The following is a 24,875-nucleotide window of genomic DNA, read 5'->3' on the forward strand; positions in this document are numbered from 1 at the left end:
CATCAAATGACCTGTACTTGGTTTAAGTTTAAACTGGTATTTGTATAGACCAGACCGCTGGGCAGTTTAAAGGTAAAAGTATCACCTTGTAACTGTTTATTCAATGGTGCTGCACCAAAAACGGTTTGGGTGTCGTAAGGATTACGGCCAGCTACATCAAAAATCTGGTCGTTGGTTACGGTTACATCACCATTACTTAAAGCATTGGTCTTGTATTGTTGGTAAGTATAATATTGTGCAGCCAAAAGTACATCTTCTGTAGCATTACCCTGTTGATTGGTAAGATTATCGAACACCACATTTGGTGCGGTCATATTTTGTGCTACCGTACCGACACGCATCGTATATAATGACGAGTAAAGCGATTGCCATTGTGTTTTATCGACTAAATTATTTGAACTGATAACACCGTTATAAGCTTCCACCTGATTAAAGCGTATGCCAAATTCCTTAAGAAACCCTGTAGTGACCTTGGTTTTGTCTATGTTACCAAAGACATATTCCATACGGTCATAGTAATCCGTATTTTGAGCATTGCCGAGAAATACGGCAACAGTAATTAGTGTAAAAACGAGTAGTTTTTTCATAATTGTTTGGTTTTAAGATTAATAGTTATATAATTTTATGGTATATATTGTAAGTCGAAACGACCATTAGTAATGTCTATATTTTCACATCCATCATTTACTGATGAAAACTGAAATATTCCAGATATTATAAAGTTTTCTGTATCAATTTTAGAAAAAACAACGAAACCTTCATAACTGTCTTCAAATTCATAATGACAACCTATTTGAGGGTTTGGGTCGACAATATATCTTGCTCTACCTATTAAATCAGATTGGTTATTTGTTGAAAAAGGCTCATTAATAATCATAGAAATACCTCCACCACCAAACTGTAGCTGACCTTGCTGGTATATTGCTACTTGATTATTTGTATTAGACACTACAAATGGCTCACCATTTATTAAGCATCCAAACGTATTCTCACCAGTCTGCGTAGCAGCTGGCAATTGGTCTATTGGGTCGTTAGAGCCGTTATCGTCGTCGTTGTTGCAGGCTGTGGTGCTTAAGAGCGTTATTGTAAATAATAGAAGAAGTATTTTTTTCATAGCATTGGTATTTGGGTTATGATTAAAGGTATTGATAATTAATTTATTGCTGTTACGGTTTTTCCGTACTTTTTGTTAAGGTTAAGATAATTGCCATTGGGTTTTATCAATAAGATTGTTTGTGCTTATAACGCCGTTGTAGTCCTCAACTTCATTAAAGCGGATACCAAATTCCTTAAGAAATCCAGTAGTAACCTTGGTTTTGTCTATGTTGCCAAAGACCTGCTCCATACGGTCATAATAGTTTGTATTTTATGCATTGCCGTAAAATAAGGCAATAACGAGTAGTGTAAAAACGAGTAGTTTTTTCATAATTAATTGGTTCTAAGATTAATAGTTAAAAAATGTTATGGTATATATTGCATATCAAATCTGCCGTTTGTGACTATGACTGTTTCGCAATCCTCAGTAACGGTAGAAAATTCAAATGTCCCAGAAATGATATAATTAGTTTGATCTATTTTTGTAAAAATTAAATTACCTTCAAAAGAATCATCAAAGTCGTAATAGCAAGGTTGTTGTCCATTATCTTCTATGTATCTTGCTTTCCCAGCGAGATTGTAATTAACATTAGTTTCAAAAGGGTCATTCTGCGTAATAAAAACTCCAGCAGCTCGAAATTGAACAAAACCTCCTTGATATATCGCAGACATTTGAGAACTATTTGTTATTGAAAAGGGTTCTCCATTGAGAAGAAAACCAAAAGTATTCTCACCAGTCTGCGTAGCAGCTGGCAATTGGTCTATTGGGTCTCTAGAGCCGTTATCGTCGTCGTTGTTGCAGGCTGTGGTACTTAAGAGCGTTATTGTAAATAATAGAAGAGGTATTTTTTTTATGGTTGTAAAATTTGGTGTTTTATTATTTTTAAAGTTAATAATTAACCTATTGCAAAAACTATGTAATGTTTCGTATTAACAATATTATCTTTATTAAGACGAACCCAAGCCACTTCATCCGTTAAGGACGAGTATAGGTGAAATTTTTAAAAGTTAGGCTAAGGCACAGAAAGTGTTAACCTAAGTATTTTATTTCAGTAAATGTGTTATAAATGCAATCCGCATTCAGTCTTTGGATTGTTGTTCCAACGGCCGTTGCGGTCCTCACCAGGCACAGTACAATGTTTACAGCCTATGGAATTATAGCCTTTTGCTACCAAAGGATGAAATGGTAATTGGTGCTCTTCTATATAAGCATCGCGTTTTTCTTTACTGATGTCCAATAATGGATAGAATTTTAGCATTTCGCCTCGCAGTTCAAAAATATCAAGTGATGCTCTATGGTCACTTTGCCATTCCATAAGTCCCGACATCCAAATACTGAAATGTTGCTTTATGCGGTCTAAAGGTTTTACCTTATTGATAGAACAACAAAAATCCGGATTCTTTTTCCAGGTTTCATCCTTAGAAGTAAACTCATGTTCCTCTTCAATAGCGGAAACAGACTTAACGTTAAGGTTGTATTGTTTTTCTAATTGAGATTTATAACTCAGCGTATCGTCAAAATGATAACCGGTATCAATAAAAAACACTTCTTGTTGGTTATTAATATCAGAAACCAATTTTAATAAAAACGCAGAGGTCGCCGCAAAAGAACTTGTTAGCATTACATCTGCAGCGTCAAAATCTTTATACAATTGCTTTATGCGTTCGCTCGCAGAAAGCGGTTTATATTTAGCATTCAAAGCCTTAATTTCTTCAGCGGTAAAACTGAGCAGAGGTCTTATTCGGGAAGTGGTTTCAAACATATGAAATAGCTGTCAATCGGCTCAAGTTAAGAGGTACTCGAGGAACAAAAAAATTGAAAGCTCATTTTTATGAGGTTGATAATTTAAGGCTTCTTTTTTTGAGGTTTTGGCATCGGTCCTCGCAAATGAATGATTAATCCATTAAGGAAATTTCTCAAAATTTGGTCACCACATTCCATATAATTCGGGTGGTCCTCACGTCTGAAAAAAGCGCCAAGCTCACTCTTAGAAATTCTGAAATCTACTAGTTCCAAGATTTTTACAATATCATCGTCACGTAATTTGTGTGCGACTCTTAATTTTTTAAATATATCGTTATTTGTCATTGAAATTTTAATTTCGTTTCCTTGAAAAAGGAAATCTGTTTATTTTAATACAAATTATATAACCAAAAGGCTTCGAATTTAGTTTATTCTTAGCGTGATTGCTGTACTTGTCGAAGTACAGTCGAAGGGCTCAGCCAGACAACAATTAATTTAATTCGAGTAAAGCCAAAGATAAGCCTTTCCAAAATTTTCTGACCAAAACTTTTCGTTATGTTCACCGCCTTCAATAATACTGGTTTTTATTTGTTTTTCCGAAACTCCTTTGGATTTTAATAAATTCACCATACGCTCTAAATTTGGTACCATAGTTTCTCCCTCTGCAGTGCCGACAAGAAAATAGAATTTTGAAGTCTCTGCAATATCGGTTGAAGATACAAGTTCATAAATTTCAGGATTGATCCAGAATGCAGGTGAAAATACTCCTGCTTCTCCAAACGTTTCGGGAAATCTAACTACGGCATAAAACGATATCAGTCCACCTAATGATGAACCCAAAATTGTGGTATTTTCAGCTTCGGGCTTTGTTCTGTAGGTGCTGTCAATCTGCGTTTTGAGATTATCCTTTATAAAGCTTATATAACGATCACCATTTCCACCACCATATTTTTCATTACTGTAAGGTGTTAATTCGTCAATACGTTTGTCATTTCCGTGTTCAATTCCTATAATAATGCTCTCATTTTTAGTTAAGCTATCCAAATATTCGTCAACTTGCCATTCGCCAACAAAAGACGATTCAGCATCAAATAAATTCTGCGCATCGTGCATATAAACTACAGGATAGCGTTTTTCAGAATTTTGATAACTCTTAGGTAAATACACCCAAATAGTCTTAACGGTATCTAATTGAGGTGCATTTAAACTAAACTTTGTAACCTGTTTAGATGCAGTGCTTTGTGCATTGATTTTAACACTAAAAAATATAAAAAATAGTAATAAAAAGGGCTTGAAACTCATGCTATAATGGTGATTAGCGGTTGATTAAAGTTTAAAATTACCGATAAATTACATCAAATTTTTCGACAAGATACATTATATCAACGACAATAAAATAATGTATCGCTGTAACTTTACATTATAAAAATAATTCCCCCTCATGATGATTAACCGTGTCGAAAAATTAAGCTTACTTTCAGAGATGATTGCCTTTGCGCAAGTCGACGATACCATAAATACTGTTGAGTATAACTTTCTATATAGTATAGCCAAACAATTAGAGATTTCTAAAACGGATTTTGAATATTTATTTGAACATCCCGTGACTTACGTGCCGTTAAAATCGCATAGCGAGCGCATTGTTCAGTTTCACCGTTTGGTACTTCTTATGAATCTAGATCATAAAGTACAACCAAAACAGTTGGTGAAAATCCACAATTTTGGCTTACGAATGGGTCTGAGTCATGAGTCTATAAATAGAGTACTGGACTTAATGGACAGTTTTCCAAATAAAATAGTTCCACCAGATTTCTTGATAGATATATTTAAGGTCCAATATAATTAAATGAAAGTCAAAATTGAAAAGCCCATCAGGCGCCTTCAATTTTATAGGTTGAATTTATACAGATGAAAAGCGGTATCTCATAATGTCTGGGAACTTTAAATTTACCTTAAGGGTGTTTTGCAGCAATTTTATATAAAAATCACTTCACCTTCAAAGTCTCCAATCGTTCTTGATAAGCGGTTATTTCATCCCTAAAACGAGCCGCTTCCATAAAGTCTAGAGCTTTTGCAGCTTGCTCCATTTGTTTACGTTTTTCTCTTATTTTCTTTTCGAGTTCGCCTTTGGTCAAATATTTACTTTCTGGTTCAGCAGCAATTTTGGCATCTAATTCTGTACGATAAGTACTCACTGAATTCTTTGCCAAAGCACTATCCAAATTCTTTTTTAATGCTGTTGGTGTGATATTGTGCTTAGTGTTATAGGCAATTTGTTTTTCTCGTCTGTACTCAGTTTCATCAATAGTGCGTTGCATGCTTGCTGTAATTTTATCGGCATACATTATCGCTTTTCCGTTGAGGTTTCTTGCAGCTCTACCAACGGTTTGAGTTAGTGAACGGTTAGAACGTAAAAATCCCTCTTTATCTGCATCAAGAATGGCGACCAAAGATACTTCTGGTAAATCCAGACCTTCACGAAGTAAATTGACACCAACCAAAACATCAAAAATACCTTTACGTAAATCCTGCATAATTTCAACACGTTCCAAAGTGTCCACATCACTATGAATGTAACGGCATCGAATGGAAATTCGGGTTAAATATTTCACCAATTCCTCAGCCATTCTTTTGGTTAATGTAGTGACAAGCGTGCGTTCATCTTTTTCAACACGTTGTTGAATTTCCTCAATTAAATCATCAATTTGATTTAGGCTTGGTCGCACTTCAATTACAGGATCCAATAATCCCGTAGGTCGTATCACTTGCTCCACATATACACCATCAGTTTTTTGCATTTCGTAATCTGCAGGTGTAGCAGACACATAAATCACTTGATTTTGAAGCGCTTCAAACTCTTCGAATTTCAATGGTCTATTGTCCATTGCCGCAGGTAATCGAAAACCGTAATCAACCAAGTTGACTTTTCGGCTTCGGTCACCACCATACATGGCATGGACTTGGGAAATGGTCACGTGACTTTCGTCTACCACCATTAAATAATCATCAGGAAAATAATCGAGCAAACAGAACGGTCTTGTACCTGGTGCTCTGCCATCCAAGTATCTCGAATAGTTCTCAATACCAGAGCAGTAGCCGAGTTCTCTAATCATTTCCAAGTCGAATTCAGTACGTTCTTTTAAGCGTTTTGCTTCGAGATGTTTACCAATATCCTTAAAATAATCGTGTTGTAAAACCAAATCATCCTGAATGTCTTTTATAGCGCCATTCAGTACGTCTGGAGAAGTGACGAACATGTTTGCAGGATAAATGTTCAGTCTATCATAACGTTCTATAATTTCTTGCGAATGCGCATCAAAAGCTTCAATTTCTTCAATTTCATCTCCGAAAAAATGTATTCTGAAAGCATGGTCTGCATATCCTGGAAATACATCAACCGTATCTCCTTTAATTCTGAAGTTTCCATTTTTAAAATCAGCCTCAGTTCTGGAATAGAGACTTTGAACCAATTTATGCAATAACGCTGTGCGCGAAATAACCTGATCACGTTCTAAAGTAATAACGTTTTTCTGAAATTCTATAGGGTTACCAATGCCGTATAAACACGATACTGAAGCAACCACCAAAACATCACGACGACCGGAAAGTAGGGAAGAAGTAGTACTGAGACGCATTTTCTCAATTTCTTCATTAATAGATAAATCCTTTTCTATATAAACACCAGAAACCGGGATATATGCTTCAGGTTGATAATAATCGTAATAAGACACAAAGTACTCAACAGCATTATCAGGAAAAAACTGTTTAAACTCTGAATAGAGTTGAGCCGCCAAAGTTTTATTATGTGCCAAAACCAGAGTCGGTCGCTGTACTTTTTCAATGACATTAGCAACGGTAAAAGTTTTCCCAGAGCCTGTAACTCCCAAAAGCGTTTGGTATTTTTCATTATTGCTAATACCTTTTGCTAATTGATTTATAGCTTGTGGCTGGTCTCCTGTAGGTTTAAATTCTGACTCAATTTTAAATCGCATAGAGCAAAGTTACGATAAAGATTATGGGAAATAAAACGGTAAATTATCGCTTCAGCGTAAAATGGCCAGTATAAGATTTTCCGTTAGAAAATTTAGCCAAAAACCAATAATCGCTGCTAGGCAAATCTTTACCATTAAGAGTTCCGTCCCAACCTAAGTTTGATGAATTAAGCTGAGTTATAAGTTTTCCGTAACGGTTGAAGATGCTAATATTCTCAATCTGGCTAGTGGGTGTGTTTAAGTCAGAAACCAGCCAAAGGTCATTTACATCATCTCCATTAGGTGTGAAAAATCTTGGAAAGCCAATAACTGAAATACTTTCGTCTATCGTACTGCAACCATTTCTGTCTCTAATATAAACGGTATGTATTCCCCCAGAAACGTTTGTGAACACATTACTTTCTTGATAAAATCCGATAGGATCATCCAATGCAAATTCATAAACACCGTCTCCAGAAATAGTAATTGTGACACTATTGTTGGGTGCAATTCCTTCAATATTTATAGAATCTATCATGGCGCTAGATGAGGAGCTGACTGTAATTTCACGAGTAGATGAGCAACCGTTTGGGTCGGTAACGATTACAGTATAAATTCCAACTTCGTTTACATCAATGAACGAAGTAGTTAAGCCTGTGTCTGTTCCATTGAATAACCATTGGTAAAAGTAATTATTTGGCAGGTCATTGACCACACCTCCAAAAAGTCTTATAGTCTCAGGGAATGTATCAGTACAATAAAAGAGCGTTACGTCGTTTTCGAGTTCAGGGGTGAAGATTACATTAAGTTCTGCCGTAGAAATACTAAAACACTGGTTGTGGTTTTCAATCTTTACAAAAATTGTCTGAGAGTCTTCAACAATGTTTTCGTATATATTTGGTAGAGGATTTATACCGCTCAAAGCGTTGGCTTCGTTTTCGTAATATGTGACTTCGGAGCCGGTTGGGATTTGATTGATTATAGATGCCTCAATTTCTGTTAAATTAAATTCAGCAAAACCGTCAATTATTTCTCCATCACATGCTTCTAGAGGGTCGATAGCTACACTGTTATTTGATGTAATTAATTGTAATTCGGCAATTTCAAAACAGTTGGCCGGATTTATAATTCTAGCGTAAACAATTTGTTGAGGTATGTCATTCTCAAAATTAGTTGGGTTGGTAATTGGATCGATGTTATTAATGGCCTCATTTTCGTTGAAAAAGAAATCCACGATGGCCAGACCATCATCATTTCCTGTTAAATCATTTTCAGCATTAAATAAGTTATATGTGGTCAATCCATCTTGGTTAAGGTCGCATTCTGTTAAAATTGAATCTGTTACTGTAGGAGTGGGTGCATACTCAATTACAACTTCTCCATAGGAAATGCAATTATTGTCGAGCCCAACCTCAACAGTATAAGTGCCAGGCTGTGTGACTGTATACGTGCCACAGTTAATGCAACCACTAGGTGAAGATTGTACTAAAACTCCGTCTCGAAACCAATCGTAAGATGGATTTCCAGGTTCATTGATGGTGAGGTCAAGGGTTTCACCTTCACATAACGGATTGTTAGTGGACAACAGTCTGTTTATGCCTAAATCAGTCGAAAGCTGGAAACTACCAGCTTCCAAAAACACAGCAGAATCAAATCTAAAGTTTTGTTCATCCGCAATTACCAATTTTACATGATAAGTTTCATTTGGTACTACGTTTGCCGTGGCTGTTAATATTGCAGTCTGCCCATTAAAATTTATTGGAGCATTTGTGCCGTTATATGTCCCAAAATAAGTTTCATTTTCTGGAGGACAACTTCCCGGAACACCTGGTGTTACTGTAGTTGCTTTTACTGGTATGTTGGTGCCAGGAACGAGAGCTATGTTTTCATATTGTTCTTGACTATTTGCTGGACGTATTAAAAAACCAAATAAATCTGAAAACCGGCAACTATTAGGATTGTTTTCCTGATACTCTTCCGAAGCAAAAATATATCTAAAACTAATTTGAGACGCCACAGATGTAAAATCAAATTCCAATATGGTAGCATTTGTGGTATTACTTTCGTTTAGTGCAACTTCTAAGTCATTATCACCATTCCAACCAGGCGCATCATCATCACTTAGATTATTGTTTGGACCTGGTACATTTGCCAATCTTCCGGTACTCATCACCAAACCACTTTGAAAAGGAAATGTAGTTCCTGTAGCATCAAAAAAACCATAGCTTTCATCCGAGCTATTAAAATTTCCACCAACTACATTAGTAACCACCACGTTTTCAATACAATCACTGTCTATTAAAATATCTTCAATAAGTTGTTGTGGAGTATAAGTTTGGCTATCTACAATGATATTTTGTGAAAAGCATGACAGCGTCAATAAGAAACTAATGAGTAAAAGTAATTGTTTCATCTAAATATTAAGGGACCGCAAAGATAAGCAACCTTAAGATTATGAAATAAAAATGAGTTGTTAAAGTAGGTGAAATTTTGTTTAACGCCTTATAGAAAAGTGACCTTTGACCTCAAAAGACTCTGTGCCACGTTTCACTTCAGCTAAATACCAGTAGTCACTCGCAGGCATTTTATTTCCGTTGAAGGTACCATCCCAACCAGGTGAATTATGGCTTAATTTTTTGAGCAATTTACCATAGCGATCAAAAATATGAATAATGGTTCCAGGTAAAGTTTCAACTCCCACAATGTGCCAGGTATCAAAAGCACCATCATTGTTGGGTGTCATAAATTTTGGAGCATCGATGACCAATACCTCTCTAGTAACACTTGAGCATCCGTTGAGGTCTATTATAGTAATGGTATGGTAACCCATGCTAACGTTTTCAAAAACACTGTCTTCTTGTGGCTCATTATCATCCAATTGGTAAAGATAATCGCCAATACCGCTTATAGTAACAGTAATATTGTTTGGATCAGAAAAATCAACCGTTTCGGTCACATCAATGCTGGCTGCTTCAGATTCTGTAACGTTAAATACTCGTGTGTTTTCGCATCCAGATGCCGTGGTAATGGTTACCCAATAACTACCTATTTCCGTAATTTCAATTTCTGGTGTGGTGTCATTTGTAGACCATAGATATTGATCAGTTGTAATGTTGGTATTCGCAGAAACTAGTAATGGGAAATTATCCAAACAAATTACCTGATCTTCGATATCGATTACTGGAAGCGGATTGATGTAAATATTGAATTGTGACAAACTATAACAACCAGTTGCATTATTCTCAACTCGCGCAAAAATTATTTCACCATCAAAAGCGATGTAATTGGTTTCAATTAACGAAACACCATCGTTAGCATTTTGCTCATTATTATAGTAGGTTACAGTATATGAATTTGAATCTTGCGAACCGAGAACACTAACATCTTGCTGCGATAAATCAAACTCTAAAAGTCCATCAAAATCGTCGTCACATGCTTCTAAATCATTGGGTTGATTTGCAAAAGGTAACAGATCAACATTTAAATTAAATTCATAAATAGAGACACATTGTGTGGTGCTAAATTGTGCTCGAGCATAAATCAGATCAAAATTAGATTGATAGGTGTAGTCGGTATCTAAAGCATTTGTATTGTTGAGTGCATCAGCTTCAGAACTAAAGTAATTTATTAAAATGTTATTGCCGTCATCTACTAAAACTGAATTAATTTCATTTAGATCAAAGCTGTTAGTCGCATTCTCGCAAATATCATAAACTTGAAAATCGTTAATTGCAGGAGGAAGATTCACAATAAGTTCAATTGGCACGGTTGCGTAACATTCCGAAATGGTATTGGTCACCTTGATATATACCGTTTGTAGACTGGCAACATTTTCGTACTGCTCTGGGTTTACTATGGCATTTAATCCCGTTTCAACATCGTCTAAATTTTCAAAATATTCAATTCTTATATCATCTTGCCTTACATCTAAAATATCAAATTCTGCAATGGTTAAATCAAATTCAGATAGTCCATCGTAATCTGTATCACAAGTTACCAGAGGTTGTGAAGGATTCACTTGAGGCACCTGAATCACATTGAGCTCAAAAGATGTTATGGAATTACAGATAGTTCCGTTATCAATCTGTACGTAAATTTGTTGTGGATTTACGGTGTTTGAAAATTCAAGCGGCAAGGGGTCTATACTATGTTCAGCGTTATATTGAGAGGTGTAAAAGGTCACTGATAAATCGTCCGAAATATTCTCAGTAATTTCAGCAATTTTGGTTGTAAGGTCAAAAGACTCACTACCGTCATTAGAAACGTCATCGCAAACAAACCAGTTATCAGGTATGTTGAATTCTGGATTACTACCAACTTCAATTGAAAAACTGGACGTTCCGTAACAATCTTGATCAGATATATTCTCAACTCTTACAAAAATAGTTTGTGGGTTGGATGTATTTTGAAATACATTATTCTTGTCAATAGCATTTGTTCTGTTGTCTGCATCATTTTGATTGCGGAAATACAGCACTTGTTTGTTGGCCTGACCGTTTAAGATTTCGGAATCTTTAGTGCTGAATATAAATTCACCAATACCATCACTGTTATTTTCGCAGATATTATAATTATCAATAGGTTGAAAAACTGGAAGAGTATTTACAATAATTGAAAGTCTTTCAGTTGAAAAACAACCTGTCTGCGCATTTTCAACTCTAATAAAAACAGATTCAGTTTGTGCGCTATAATTAGTTTCAGCTGTAATTTCGTTTGAAGCATTTTCCGCATCATTCTGTGAATTATAAAAACTAAAAAGACGATTGTTGGTATCTGTGACAACTTCGGTAATGACATCTTGAAGGTTAATTTGTGAAAAACCGTCTTGATCATTATCACAAATAATAATCTCGGATGGAGCAGTGGTCATAGGTGCTTCAAGCACAGTAATATCAAAAGAATTGACATCAAAGCAACCAGTACCCACAGATTCGATTCTAGGATACACTGTATATGGGTTGACGGCATTTGTATAAAAATTTGGTAATGCATTGGTATTAGCTAATGCATCTTCCTCAGTAGGAAAATAAGTGACTGCGTAATCGGACTGACCTAGCGTTACCAAAACATCAAATTGTGATAAGTCAGTAACTGTAAATCCATCTTGATCCTCGTCGCAAACTGTTTGGTCGTCAATAGATTCAAATTCCTGAACAGGTAACAATATCAATTGAATTTCAGCAATATCATTACATGTTTCACTGGCTAACGCTAAATATAAAGTTTGCGGATTGCTACCTGGTACATAAGGGACTGTGGTATCAATTGGGTTAGTTTCATTATCTCTGTCATCTTCATTTTCATAAAAAACAACCGTAACATTATCCAAATCATTAATAATTCCGCCAGCAATATTAATCAAATCAAATTCTTCAACACCATCATTATCTACATCGCAAAAAGTAACATCGTTAATGTTGGTTCCTGTTAATAATAAGTTAGTGTGAATTTCAATGGGAGTTACCGAAGCACAACCAGTGATATCATCTTCTACACGGATATAAACGAGCTGTTCTTCACCTATAATATTAGAGTAATTTGTATCATCAGCGATTGGGTTTGAGCCAGAAAGTGCATCATCATTGGATTCGTGAAAAGTTACGGTTACACCAGTCAATCCATCTAAAACATCATCAATAATTGTAGTTAAATCAAAATCGGCAAACCCGTCATGATCTGCATCACAGGCATCAATATAGTGACGGTCTGTGTTTATAATAGGATTATCTAAAACTGAAATATCCAAAGTAGTGGTAGCGCTACATCCTGTTTGAGGATTTCGGACACTCACAAAAACTTGTTCATTTGTATTGGTATTCACATATGGCATTGGTAGCGGATTGACTCCAAGAGTAGCATCCGAAGCAGAACTGTGGTAGGTTACCACAAGATTGGTTTGCCCATTGGTTATTTCATCATTTTTTACGTTCAAATCAATAGCGGTAAAACCATCTGCCGTTTGATCATCGCATACTTCAAGTGGTGTAGGATCTACAATAATTGGAAATTGATTAACGACCAAATTAAATTCTGAAAAAGCTAAACAACCATTATCAACATCTTCAATACGCACATAAATAGTTTGTGGATTATCCGAATTTTGAATTGGGTTAATTATGGGACTTGTTCCATTCAGAGCTTCGGCATTCGAAAAATGATAAGAAATATTATAATTTGAAGCAGGAACCGAAGCGAGTACTTCGGCGTTTTTTAATGATAAATCGAAAGTTTCAATTCCGTCGTTGGAGGCATCATCACACAGTTCAAAGTCTATAATTGGGTCAGAGGATTGTGTAGAACTGAGAGTGATTGCCACCTCGTCTTCAATGATACATGTTCCACCTGCAAGTGGGATTTCAATTTCAACTCGGTAATTTCCGGTTTGTATTGCGTTGTAGGTAGGTTGTGAAGCTCCAGTTATAATATTGTTGTTAAAATACCAGGTGTAGCTGGCCTGTGAATTTTGGATGTTGCCATCTAAAAGTACATCACTAGCACAAGTAGTGATATCATCACCTAAATCAACAGCTGCATTGAAGCTATTACCCTCAATAAAAACTGCAGAATCATAATTTTCGTCCGTTTGGTCAGCAATAACCAATTTTATTTGGTACACTACATTGGGTTGGATTGTTGCTGTTGCAGATAAGACTGTCGTTCTGCCGTTATAATTGGTATCTCCAATATTATAGCCTTCAAAATATTGACCGTTTTCAGCATCGCAAAAGCCAACAATCTCGTCGTGAACTGTGTTGGTGTTTACGGGAAGGTTTGTTCCTGGGACCAAAGCGATGTTGGTATAAGGATTAGTAGTGCCAGCTTCTCTGATTAAAAAAGCAAAACCATCTGAATAATTACAGGGGAAATTGCTGAAATATTCTTCGGATGCCAGTATGTAGTTGAATTGTATAGTGTTGGAAATAGATCTAAAATCGAATTCTATAGAAGTTGCATTTAGTGTTTCGGTGATACCCAAAGCAGTTTCCAGGTCTTCATCAGTAGTCCAAGATGGGTTACCATCATTTAATGTTTCGTTATTCTGTCCGTTACCAGCTGCATTTGCATTTCCGGTAGATAGCACAATTCCGTTTTCAAAAGGAAAGTTTGAATTATGACGTTCAAAATAACCATAACTGCCTATACCTATAGAATTTCCGTTGATCTCAGACGCAATATTAGATACTTCTACACACCCTTGAATCAAGGTGTTTTCAATTAAACTTTGCGGAGAAATGGTGTTATCTACTGAAATTTGTTGTGCAAAATTGACATAACATAATAAGCACAGAATTAAGCTGAGGGAACGTTTAGTAGGCGTCATTAGTTGCGGTTAAATTTCAAAACTTAAGTGAGGGTAGATTTGGGGCCAACACTAACTCAAACTTTATTGAGCGGAAAAATAGACTAATATTAGATAAAATACAAATAAATACGGTGAAATACATTAAATATTAACATTTGAGATTGCTTTTAGTTTATTTAGAATAAATATTCTTCTCAATAGCTAACATAAACCCAACCAGAATAAGGTTGATAATTTGAATCGTTAAAATGCAAAATGTAATAATATGTCCCGACTGGAACCAAGTTACCATTATTGTTAAGTCCTCTGTTTATTTTTCCGAACCATCGATTTTCATTGTCACCTTGAAAAATTAAATCACCATAACGATTAAAAATTTTTAATTCATGGTCAATAAAAATATTATATAATCCTTGGATATTGAAATGGTCATTTAAGTTATCATTATTTGGCGAAAACCCTTCTGGAATCCTTGGAGGGCAGTTTTCAACTTCAAGTTGAAATTGAAAAATTTCATAACATGGTTCACCTTCTAAACGCGCGTAAATAGTTTCAGGGTTTGCAATGTTTGTATAAAACTGTGGTGAAGCAACTGCATTGCTTTCAATTTCTAAATCATTTAAAGATTGGTAGAAGGTAATTGTATTTTCGTCAACATCCAGACTGTCAATAGCTTCATATAAATTAAAAGTTGAAGTTTCAAAACCCTGATTGCATTCCGAGAGGTCAGCTAATAGCGTTGGTTGTGGTATGAGAAGTAATTCTAAATTAACACTAAAACTATTATTGTTTTCGTTGGTTTCTGTAATTGTTCCGGTCATTGTTCCATCGTCATCTGCAATAGCTAAGAGCTTAAAAGACTCACCTAAACTTTCTGGTATCGTTAGAAAAATTGAATTGCTTTCAGTTCCGCCGATTGGAAGCATATTACTGGTTTCAGATTGGCCAACCACAACATTATCTGCATAAAAAGCGATAGGTGTATTCGCAGGAAGTGAATCGGTACTATTAAAATTATTGACCGTATATAAAACCTGAATTGTTTGGTCGTTACATTCTATTACATAATCATTAACAACAACGGTTGCATCAGGTAGTTGACTGTTTAATACCGTAATAATTGAATTGATCATTACAAAATCCTGTCCAGAGGTTAAAGTAATGTTGGCTGAGGTATCTCCAATGGAAATATTATTTTGAATATTGTAAACATCAATGTCCATATTGTACAAGTCAGATGCGCCAGTGAAAGAATTTGTACCATTGAAAGCATTGTTAGCGGGATTTAATGGTGGATTGCTAATTATATTTCCGTTGATGGTCAACTGTTCATTAACGGCCAAAGCATTATCTCCTTCCCAAGCAATAAATCCAATTTTAGCATCCTCGTTGTCCAGTACATTGAGATTATCCAAAGTTATTGACAACGATTCCGGAACACTTTGCAGACCATCGTATATGTTTAATTGATTAAGTGGAAGATCTTCATCTTGATAAATTACTGAAATTGCCCAACCACCAAAATTGGTACCAGATGGACAGTAAGGAGGAATAACACTTTGGATATCAAAACCGGAAATGGTATAATATATATTACCTTGATTTAAAACTATTTCTGTAACATCAGCAAACGCAGCAAAAAAAATACGATTGGGATCCAATGAGTCACTAAATGAGCGTTCGGCACTTATGGGAATTCCATTCAATTCTACTTCAAAATCACCAGTCCCAGAGCCAGCCCAATATAAATATGCAGCGATTATGCTTTGATCGGGATTGAGATTCAGAATCGCAGAAGATGAAGTCAGAATATTGCAAGGAGCAGTAGGTCCGTTTTCTTGTATGTTGAGTGTGTTTCCAATGGCCGTGTAATCATATCTGCCATTTAATTGTTGAAATAACGAAACATCTTGAGCTGATAATACAGACACACTTAAAATTAAAAATATAATGTAATAGGGTCTTTTCACTTGATTTTTTAGTGAAACTAAGATACTATTTTAAAATTATTGCTTAAGTGTAAAATGGCTTGTAAAGGTCCTTCCGTCCTCGAGCTTTACCTTGAACCAGTAATCGCTGGTTGGCATCCTCTGTCCATTGTGCGTTCCGTCCCAGCCGGGACCGAGCGGATCGAGTTCCCGAAGCAGTTTTCCATACCGGTCAAAAATGAGGATCTTGGTATTGGCCTGGAACCGTGAGGATATGCCCCTCACGCGCCAGATGTCGTTCTGTCCGTCACCGTTTGGCGTGAAGAACTTTGGAAATCCCACAACCGATACGAGTTGCTCGGTGATGCCACAGTCGTTCCTGTCCCTTACGTATACGGTGTAGAGTCCCGGTTGCACGTTGTCGAAGGTGTTGCTGTCCTGGTAGGGGCCGTCTATGCTGTCCAGTGCGTATTCATAGTCGCCCTGGCCACTTACCATCACGGTCACGGAATTGTTCTGCGAGGCATCCACCACCTCAATATCCGTAACGGTGGCGATGTTGGACGGCAGCACGGTAATGGTCCTGTCCTTGAAGCATCCGTTCACACCGGTCACCCTTACCGTATAGGTTCCCGGCTCGTTCACCTCAATGGCCAATGTGTTCTCGCCGGTGGACCATTCGTAAAAATAGTTGTTGGGCAGATCGTCGATTAGGCCACCGTCCAACCTGATGGTCTCAGGGAAAAAGTTGAGGCAGTAGAAGGTCTCGAGCTCGGTCTCGATGTTGGGCAGCCTCAGCACGGTAAGCTCAATTTCACTGATGCCGTAACAGGCGTTGCCGTTCTCGACACGAGCATAAACGGTCTGGTTGTAAGCAACGGTATTGGTAAAGGTGGTCCCTATGGGATCTGTCTCCAGGAGGGCATCCTCGTAGGTCTCGAAGTACTCGATATCGAGGCCTGCGGGCGAGCCTGCCAGCACGATGCTGTTGGCCATAGATAGGTCGAACTCGGTAAGTCCGTCCTCGATACCGTCATCGTCACATTCTGAAAGGCTGGTATCGTTGGAGGTTGTGGTGCTCACCTCGAGCGATACCTCACAGAAGTTGACACAGCCGGTACCTGTATCGGTCACCCTGGCGTAAACGGTCTCGGGATTGGTGATGTTCTCAAAATTGTCTCCGTCAATGGCATCCATCTGGTCCTGCGCATCGTTGAGTGAACGGTAGTACTCGACCCATCGGCCGGTTGCGCCGCCGGTGATGTCGTCCACGATCTGGTTGATGTTAAAGATGGTCTTGCCATCCTGTATGCCATCCTCGTCACATTGTAAGATTGAACTGTTGTTGGCTTCTGGAATTTCCGAAACTTCAATCATAAATGAGGTAAAACCAAAGCATCCCGAGTCGTTGTCAAAAATTCTAACAAAAATTTCCGTTGGAGTCGGTGTGTTGTTAGTATAAATTAATGGTAATGGACTGGCATTTGCTTCAGCATCGGACTCACTTAAGTGATATGAAATATTGTAATTCGCACCTGGAACATTCTCTGTGATTTCTTGTGTTTTAGTATTAAAATCAAAAGTGACCTGTCCATTTTGATTATCGCCATCATCATCATTATCGCAAATGGGATAGTCGGTAGGTGTGTTAAAATTGGTTAAGGCAGTTACTATTATATTAAAATCATTCAAAATGAAACAACCAGTTGTTGTGTTTTCCACACGGATATAAACATTCTGTGGACTTGCCGAATTATTAAAATTTTCACCTAAAGAGTTAATATTTAGGTTAGCATCACTCTCCGTATTGTGATAAGAGACCACAACATCACTTTCGCCATTTATAATAGCTTGGCTGAGTTGAGTAAGATCAATAGCAGTGATATTATCATCAAAAGGTGCTTGACTATCGCAAATTGCAAAATCTTCTAAACTTGAAGAAGATGCATTTGTGGTTAACGGGTTAGACGGATTGTCAGGAAAAGTAGCTGTACCAGTCCATTCTAAAGAAAACGGGCTCGTCCCAATAGGTCTATCTATTACAAAAAAATAGCTCTCACCGGCTAAAACATTCAATTCACGTACAAAACTATTACCATCGGGACCAGGACCTTCAGAAGTATCGGTTTCGGTAGAATTCATACCAGTTAGATTATTGCCTTGGTTAGCAGCTACTGGATTTGTTGTAGAACATCTAATAGCTTGACCAATATTGCCACAGACCACGTCTGGACCATAGATAAAGAAATCATAATCAATGCCTATATCACTGCTTTCTGGTGTTAAGGTAAAACCCAATGTTCCAGAAGTAGCTATATTGATCAATAACCAAATACTGTTATTTTCTTGGCTTGAGCATGTATTAGACCCTGATAATTCCTGGGTACCTATTCCATTGGCATCAATATTTAAATTTGAATTTCCGCAGACTGTTACTGCAAATTGGCAATCATTAGGCTCTTGAGCATTTGCGAAAAATGAAAAAAGTGCAACAAAGGCAATACACCTTATTTTTTTATAAAAGTCGAGTTTCAAATTCATCGTTTTAAAGTAAAATGGCTTGTAAAGGTCCTTCCGTCCTCGAGCTTTACCTTGAACCAGTAATCGCTGGTTGGCATCCTCTGTCCATTGTGCGTTCCGTCCCAGCCGGGACCGAGCGGATCGAGTTCCCGAAGCAGTTTTCCATACCGGTCAAAAATGAGGATCTTGGTATTGGCCTGGAACCGTGAGGATATGCCCCTCACGCGCCAGATGTCGTTCTGTCCGTCACCGTTTGGCGTGAAGAACTTTGGAAATCCCACAACCGATACGAGTTGCTCGGTGATGCCACAGTCGTTCCTGTCCCTTACGTATACGGTGTAGAGTCCCGGTTGCACGTTGTCGAAGGTGTTGCTGTCCTGGTAGGGGCCGTCTATGCTGTCCAGTGCGTATTCATAGTCGCCCTGGCCACTTACCATCACGGTCACGGAATTGTTCTGCGAGGCATCCACCACCTCAATATCCGTAACGGTGGCGATGTTGGACGGCAGCACGGTAATGGTCCTGTCCTTGAAGCATCCGTTCACACCGGTCACCCTTACCGTATAGGTTCCCGGCTCGTTCACCTCAATGGCCAATGTGTTCTCGCCGGTGGACCATTCGTAAAAATAGTTGTTGGGCAGATCGTCGATTAGGCCACCGTCCAACCTGATGGTCTCAGGGAAAAAGTTGAGGCAGTAGAAGGTCTCGAGCTCGGTCTCGATGTTGGGCAGCCTCAGCACGGTAAGCTCAATTTCACTGATGCCGTAACAGGCGTTGCCGTTCTCGACACGAGCATAAACGGTCTGGTTGTAAGCAACGGTATTGGTAAAGGTGGTCCCTATGGGATCTGTCTCCAGGAGGGCATCCTCGTAGGTCTCGAAGTACTCGATATCGAGGCCTGCGGGCGAGCCTGCCAGCACGATGCTGTTGGCCATAGATAGGTCGAACTCGGTAAGTCCGTCCTCGATACCGTCATCGTCACATTCTGAAAGGCTGGTATCGTTGGAGGTTGTGGTGCTCACCTCGAGCGATACCTCACAGAAGTTGACACAGCCGGTACCTGTATCGGTCACCCTGGCGTAAACGGTCTCGGGATTGGTGATGTTCTCAAAATTGTCTCCGTCAATGGCATCCATCTGGTCCTGCGCATCGTTGAGTGAACGGTAGTACTCGACCCATCGGCCGGTTGCGCCGCCGGTGATGTCGTCCACGATCTGGTTGATGTTAAAGATGGTCTTGCCATCCTGTATGCCATCCTCGTCACATTGTAAGATTGAACTGTTGTTGGCAATTGGTGCTGCAAAAACTGTAAACATAAAACTATCTGTGGTGTAGCATACAGTATTGGTTGTGTTTTCAATTCTTACATAAATCGTTTCAGAAAAAGGATCATTATTTTTGTACATTAAAGGTAAGGCACCCACGTCATTTTCAGCATCATTTTGTGAGGAGTGAAAGGTAATGTTAACGTCACTTTCAGGTTGATCTCCCCTAATTTCAGGAATAAATTCTGAAAGGTCAATTGTAGTAATACCATCTATCAGATTATCCTCTACATCGCATCTATCAATGTTATTGAGTTGTACGATTTCTGGTGTATTGAATACTTCCAATTCAAATGAATTTAAATCAAAACAATTATTGTTTTCGACATTATCAACTCTAACGTGAATGGTCATTGGGTTGCTTGAATTGGTATAAGGAAAGGTAATTTCGTTTTCAAGATTGTTTGCATCTTCCGAAGATTCAAAATAACGTACGTTGAGCATTGTTGGGTCTTGCGTTAAAAGTGTTTCAGAATTTTTCGAAGTAAAATCAAATTCAAATTTACCGTCATTTCCAGAATTATCGCATATTCTTAAATTAGAAAGAGGGTTGGCTAATGGAATATCAAAAACACCAACAACAGCGCTACCTTCTATGGGACATTCACCATTGTTAGGTTCGATAACAACTTCATAAAAACCGGGAGTATCAATAAAAAGTTCTGATGAAGTTTCGGCTAATGGATTACCATCTAAAGTCCATATATAGTCTGCTCCTATAATATCATCGGCCTGTAATGTGTAATTGTCACCATCACATAACTTTAATTCGGTCGTGCTTAACCCATTTCTTATAATATCAGTTTGTGAATTAAATAATGATTGTATAAATGGAGGCAAACCAATTCTGCCCGTATTATTAAATCCACCATTAACATCCAATAAGATACCTCGCTCATCATAATCCGCAAGGCTGCCATTAAGTTCAGGATTATTGATAACACCAAGATACCTTTGGGCATTAGGGTCACCTCCGTTAAAACTAAATTGCGCTCTGTAAATTCTTCGGTCTACACCCAGTTGTAATGCTCCAGCACTTATATTGGACGATGTATGTATTACTTGCAGCGAATTGGGTATATCTGCGCTTTCCAAATCCCATTGTAAGATTTGACTAGCGTTATTGCCAGCCGGACCAATGCCAATTGAAGCATAAACTTTTCTATTCTCTGCAGAGAATTCTACACCATAAGCACTATTGTTATTTTCTTCACCGTAAAGTTCTAGTGCATTTGAAACAATACCTGTATTATTATCAAAGTCAAAAAGAAAAACATTACCTGGTGCTTCACCAGCAGTTATCTGTGCCAATCCTTGATGCGCTACCACCAGTTTTGAAGCATCAGGTGATGCTTTTAAATAACCAAGTGCGTTGCGTCTGTAACCAGAAATAGGTACCACTGGTCCAACAGTAGATTTTACGGGAGTTGTGATAACACCTGTAGTTTCTACCTTAAAGGCATAAAATGAATCTATAAAATGAGTAATAACCCAAAACGATGAGCAATCCTCCGCTCTTACTGCGGTTATTTTTTCTGAACATTTATATTTTACATGTTCAGAATTGCTAGGGTCGTATGTGATTAATGGAATATTTTTTTCAGAGGTGTCTACATCTCCAAGTCCGCCATTTAGGCTCATATCTACTAATGAATAGTTGAACCCGTTATTAAAACCGTCATCTTGAAAAGCCGGAACATTAATATTTTGATTAGGATGAAATGCCGCATTATCATGGTGTGGTTCATCCACGGTAAAAATGTAATATTTTATAGGATCTTCTGGCTTAGGAACTATGAGTCCAGAAGATGTGCTTGACGGATCTCCCAAAAGTCCTGTACCACCAAAATAATCACCTTGAGACATAATTTGGTGATTTCTGTTCCATACGGTTTGTCCATCTGTGTAGAATTGCAAGTTACCAGCTTTGTCTGATATGGAGGTGCATCCTTCTAGGGTGTTAATTTGCCCATCCGTTACTGCATTTACAGTTCCTGTTGTTGTGTTAAATCTTAAACCTGCATTTTGTCCAAAGTACCAATACGATGCTTCGTTTTGGGCATAGCAAGTAAAGGAAATTAGTAGAATTAAAATTAAAAAACTTTTTCTTTTCATCTAAGGCAGCAATGACTACCAAAGATATTACAAATCGCGCTTTTTTAGTAATCGATACGATAAAAAGATAAAAATAGCTGTCCAGCCTAAGACGATGAAAACTTCATACCAATGAACGGCATAATCGTAAGCGATATCCGTTTTCTCTGGAAATTTAGTCATGACAATCCTTTGTATGGGCTGTTCAATTAAGTTCCACATAGATTGCAGTGGCATAAAGTTATGTATACTATCCGCAACTTCTGCACTGATTTGCCAACGCATTAAGCCATAGATAATACCTTCTGAAATAAATAATAAAAACAAGAAGCCCAATGCAAAAGCCGAACGTTTTAAAAGCATCGCCAAAAATAAACACAAACTAAAAAATCCTGTGAGTTTGACGAAATACGCCAACAAAAATTCGGTCTCTCTAAAGATAATACTAGCTTCCGTATAGCTGGAGTAATATAGGCCTATTAAAAATGTTGCTATACCAATGAGAACTGTAGCCGCGAACGAAAAGAATAGAATTGTATAGAATTTTGACAATATAAATTCCTTTTTGCTCAAACCATCAATGAGGTTCTGTTTTAAAGTTTTGTTACTGTATTCATTACTAATCATACTTACTACAACAATGGCGAAGAAAAATTTGAACTGTGCCGCAAAAAATGTCGTAATATGCCAAATAATAGGAAAGTTGAAAATACCAAGCTCGCCTAATTCAAGTGTAAAAAAACCAAAGAAATTGATTTTTATCGATGATAGAATTAATACCGTAAAAGGTAAAATAAACGACATTATAATAAGAACTTTACTTGCTCTGTTGAGCCAAAGTTTTTGTAATTCGAGAGTTAATAGTCTTAACATGATGGATGGGTTGATTGTTGGTTATGTTACATCTCGATAAATCTAGATACAACATTAAAATTTTGATTGATTTTTAATTTTGCGCAGCAACTTCGTTTAGGTTGTCTGTAAGTTGAAGAAATTGCTCTTCTAAACTTTCTTTTCGTTTTACTAAATGCGAAAGAATGATACCCTTTTCAAACATTAATTTATTGAATTCTGGTGCAGACATCGGTTCATTTAAAAATGCTGTAATCAGTTCGCCTTCAATTTTAATCTTTCCAAAGTCTGAATTGTTTTCAAGCACATGTAATAAATCTTGATGCTTTTCAGCTTTTAATTCGAAGAATCCGTGGCTATTTATCATTTCGTCTACTCTACCGGAATATAATTTTTCACCTTTACGCAGTACCACAACATGTGAACAAACTTTTTCGACTTCGTCCAAAAGGTGTGATGCCAATAAAATCGTGGTACCTTCAGATGCAATGTCTTTTATAATCTGTCTTATTTGATGAATACCTTGTGGGTCCAGACCGTTTGTTGGTTCGTCCAGAATTAAAATTTCAGGGTCGTTGAGTAGAGCAGAGGCAATGGCCAACCGTTGTTTCATACCTAACGAATAGGTTTTGAATTTATGACCTTTTCTGTCTAACAAACCGACCACTTCAAGTTTTTCTTCAATTTTAGAAAAGTCCACACCTTTTATTTTGCAGACTAGCTTTAAGTTTTGTTCCGCCGTCATATAAGGGTAAAAATTTGGCCGTTCTATAATTGCCCCAACTTGTTTTAATGCATCATGCGTGGTGGTATTACCGTCAAACCAATGAAAGTTACCATTAGTTCTATTGACTACGTTTAGAACAATGCCTAAAGTAGTGGATTTACCACTGCCGTTGGGTCCAAGGATGCCGTAAACATTACCTTTGTTAATGGTGAAACTTAAATCTTTGACCGCTGTAAGATGGCCAAATTTCTTTGTAAGGTTGTTGATTGTTAGGATGGGTTCCAAGATTGATCGGTTTAAAGATGCCAAAGCAAGTCTGGCAAAAGTTGGTTATAAAAATAAGACGAAAGAGGTGAAGAATTGTTACATCTAGGTTTAATAAAATATTGTAACTTTATAAAAATCAATAAGATGAAAAAAATTACGGTTATAGCGTCGGTTATTTTATTCTGTTCATTTCAGGGAATAGCACAGACTATCGATAATATTGATGGGTCTTTGGATAATCATAATGTGAATTTTCATTACAATACAACTTTAATAGACGATTTTAATTCCAAAAAGTTTCCAACGAAAAATCTTTATTTAGATAGGAGAAGTTTTAAATCTAAACTGGATGAATTGCAATTTAATTTTAAATATTTTTTAAAAGAAAACCTGAATTTTTATGATTTCAAAGATTCGATAAAAATTAATAATCAGAAGAAAGACAAGCCTCTTGAATACAGTGAAAAAAATAGGATTCTCATAATTTCAGATAAGGATTCAAAATTATAAAAAATCGATAAGGATCAATTCCAATTCTCATCAAAATCCAAATCGCTATAATCATCGACATCCAAATCGTCGTCAAACTCATTGTAGTCATCATCATCCTGTTCCGCCTCAAACTTTTTCTCTGGCGCTTCATCAGGGATTTGACCTTGTACATACATTAAATTTGGGTAGTCTGTACCTTCGGCTTCTTCAAGAATTTCACCTAATTCTACATAAAAAGTCCACATACTCAAAAAATCATACACATAAATGAGGTTGGTAGAGGCTTCATGAACGACGTCATTAATTTTGGTCTCGTTCATTGTTCTTACCTGATTACCAGCTTCGCTCATATCCATCATGGCAATTTCCTCACCTTGATTCCATTCGTCGTCGCTCACATAAAAAGACGCCATTTCCATACCGTCAAAACCAAAAGATTGAGTGATAACATTGTGCAAATCTTCCATAGTGTCCGTTTCTCGGATTTCAATATCACGGAACACATCATCTTCGGTATCATTGTCTAAAACGACTCTAAATCTGTAAATCATAGTTGC

18 protein-coding genes are annotated in these 24,875 nt (G+C 37.3%); 2 read left to right on the forward strand and 16 right to left on the reverse strand.

The genetic code is table 11. From position 1 onward, the window contains the following. Window positions 1-2: 2 nt before the first annotated feature. The 7 genes from HM983_RS13835 to HM983_RS13865 form a co-directional block, all read right to left on the reverse strand. Window positions 3-587: a hypothetical protein gene (locus tag HM983_RS13835; protein ID WP_179346324.1), complete on the reverse strand. Its 585-nt coding sequence runs from the start codon at window positions 585-587 to the stop codon at window positions 3-5. Between the two features lie 35 nt (window positions 588-622). Continuing rightward, window positions 623-1,114: a hypothetical protein gene (locus HM983_RS13840; protein ID WP_179346325.1), complete on the reverse strand. Its 492-nt coding sequence runs from the start codon at window positions 1,112-1,114 to the stop codon at window positions 623-625. An 81-nt stretch (window positions 1,115-1,195) separates the two neighbouring features. Next, window positions 1,196-1,345, reverse strand: coding sequence for a hypothetical protein (locus HM983_RS13845; protein WP_179346326.1), 150 nt, complete (start codon window positions 1,343-1,345; stop codon window positions 1,196-1,198). 116 nt (window positions 1,346-1,461) lie between these two features. Beyond that, window positions 1,462-1,851 (reverse strand): hypothetical protein, encoded by a 390-nt coding sequence (locus tag HM983_RS13850; RefSeq protein WP_179346327.1) that lies wholly within the window; start codon window positions 1,849-1,851, stop codon window positions 1,462-1,464. 305 nt (window positions 1,852-2,156) lie between these two features. After that, a complete protein-coding gene (locus HM983_RS13855; RefSeq protein WP_179346328.1) occupies window positions 2,157-2,858 on the reverse strand; it encodes a phosphoadenylyl-sulfate reductase in 702 nt (233 codons plus the stop codon). An 83-nt stretch (window positions 2,859-2,941) separates the two neighbouring features. Next, the gene (locus HM983_RS13860; protein WP_179346329.1) at window positions 2,942-3,184 is read right to left on the reverse strand and encodes a DUF1456 family protein; all 243 of its coding nucleotides are present in this window, start codon (window positions 3,182-3,184) and stop codon (window positions 2,942-2,944) included. A gap of 150 nt (window positions 3,185-3,334) precedes the next feature. Further along, window positions 3,335-4,141, reverse strand: coding sequence for an alpha/beta hydrolase (locus tag HM983_RS13865; protein ID WP_179346330.1), 807 nt, complete (start codon window positions 4,139-4,141; stop codon window positions 3,335-3,337). Window positions 4,142-4,283: 142 nt separating this feature from the next. On the opposite strand from HM983_RS13865, the gene HM983_RS13870 reads away from it, so the two are divergent. After that, window positions 4,284-4,685: a TerB family tellurite resistance protein gene (locus HM983_RS13870; protein WP_179346422.1), complete on the forward strand. Its 402-nt coding sequence runs from the start codon at window positions 4,284-4,286 to the stop codon at window positions 4,683-4,685. Window positions 4,686-4,824: 139 nt separating this feature from the next. Here HM983_RS13870 and uvrB read toward each other — a convergent pair whose 3' ends face one another. The 8 genes from uvrB to HM983_RS13910 all read right to left on the reverse strand — a co-directional run bounded on the left by uvrB (window position 4,825) and on the right by HM983_RS13910 (window position 23,844). Then, window positions 4,825-6,831 (reverse strand): excinuclease ABC subunit UvrB, encoded by a 2,007-nt coding sequence (gene uvrB / locus HM983_RS13875; RefSeq protein WP_179346331.1) that lies wholly within the window; start codon window positions 6,829-6,831, stop codon window positions 4,825-4,827. A 43-nt stretch (window positions 6,832-6,874) separates the two neighbouring features. Next, window positions 6,875-9,223 (reverse strand): T9SS type B sorting domain-containing protein, encoded by a 2,349-nt coding sequence (locus tag HM983_RS13880; RefSeq protein ID WP_179346332.1) that lies wholly within the window; start codon window positions 9,221-9,223, stop codon window positions 6,875-6,877. 81 nt (window positions 9,224-9,304) lie between these two features. After that, on the reverse strand, window positions 9,305-14,131 hold the full coding sequence (locus tag HM983_RS13885; protein WP_179346333.1) for a T9SS type B sorting domain-containing protein: 4,827 nt from the start codon (window positions 14,129-14,131) through the stop codon (window positions 9,305-9,307). A 176-nt stretch (window positions 14,132-14,307) separates the two neighbouring features. Continuing rightward, the gene (locus HM983_RS16000) at window positions 14,308-16,083 is read right to left on the reverse strand and encodes a T9SS type B sorting domain-containing protein (RefSeq protein ID WP_317166971.1); all 1,776 of its coding nucleotides are present in this window, start codon (window positions 16,081-16,083) and stop codon (window positions 14,308-14,310) included. Between the two features lie 36 nt (window positions 16,084-16,119). Beyond that, window positions 16,120-18,576: a T9SS type B sorting domain-containing protein gene (locus HM983_RS13895; RefSeq protein WP_246277522.1), complete on the reverse strand. Its 2,457-nt coding sequence runs from the start codon at window positions 18,574-18,576 to the stop codon at window positions 16,120-16,122. Between the two features lie 2 nt (window positions 18,577-18,578). Next, entirely contained in the window at window positions 18,579-22,001 is a 3,423-nt protein-coding gene (locus HM983_RS13900) for a T9SS type B sorting domain-containing protein (RefSeq protein WP_179346335.1), read from the reverse strand. Between the two features lie 27 nt (window positions 22,002-22,028). Continuing rightward, the gene (locus tag HM983_RS13905; protein ID WP_179346336.1) at window positions 22,029-22,853 is read right to left on the reverse strand and encodes an ABC transporter permease subunit; all 825 of its coding nucleotides are present in this window, start codon (window positions 22,851-22,853) and stop codon (window positions 22,029-22,031) included. A 73-nt stretch (window positions 22,854-22,926) separates the two neighbouring features. Next, the gene (locus HM983_RS13910) at window positions 22,927-23,844 is read right to left on the reverse strand and encodes an ABC transporter ATP-binding protein (protein WP_179346337.1); all 918 of its coding nucleotides are present in this window, start codon (window positions 23,842-23,844) and stop codon (window positions 22,927-22,929) included. Window positions 23,845-23,970: 126 nt separating this feature from the next. Between HM983_RS13910 and HM983_RS13915 the strand changes: the two genes are divergently transcribed. After that, window positions 23,971-24,336, forward strand: a complete 366-nt coding sequence (locus HM983_RS13915) for a hypothetical protein (RefSeq protein ID WP_179346338.1) — start codon at window positions 23,971-23,973, stop codon at window positions 24,334-24,336. A 14-nt stretch (window positions 24,337-24,350) separates the two neighbouring features. Here the strand turns inward: HM983_RS13915 and HM983_RS13920 are convergent, their stop codons facing one another. After that, a complete protein-coding gene (locus tag HM983_RS13920; protein ID WP_179346339.1) occupies window positions 24,351-24,869 on the reverse strand; it encodes an IS1096 element passenger TnpR family protein in 519 nt (172 codons plus the stop codon). Window positions 24,870-24,875 lie beyond the last annotated feature (6 nt).

This window comes from Winogradskyella ursingii, assembly GCF_013403975.1.
Lineage (GTDB): Bacteria > Bacteroidota > Bacteroidia > Flavobacteriales > Flavobacteriaceae > Winogradskyella > Winogradskyella ursingii.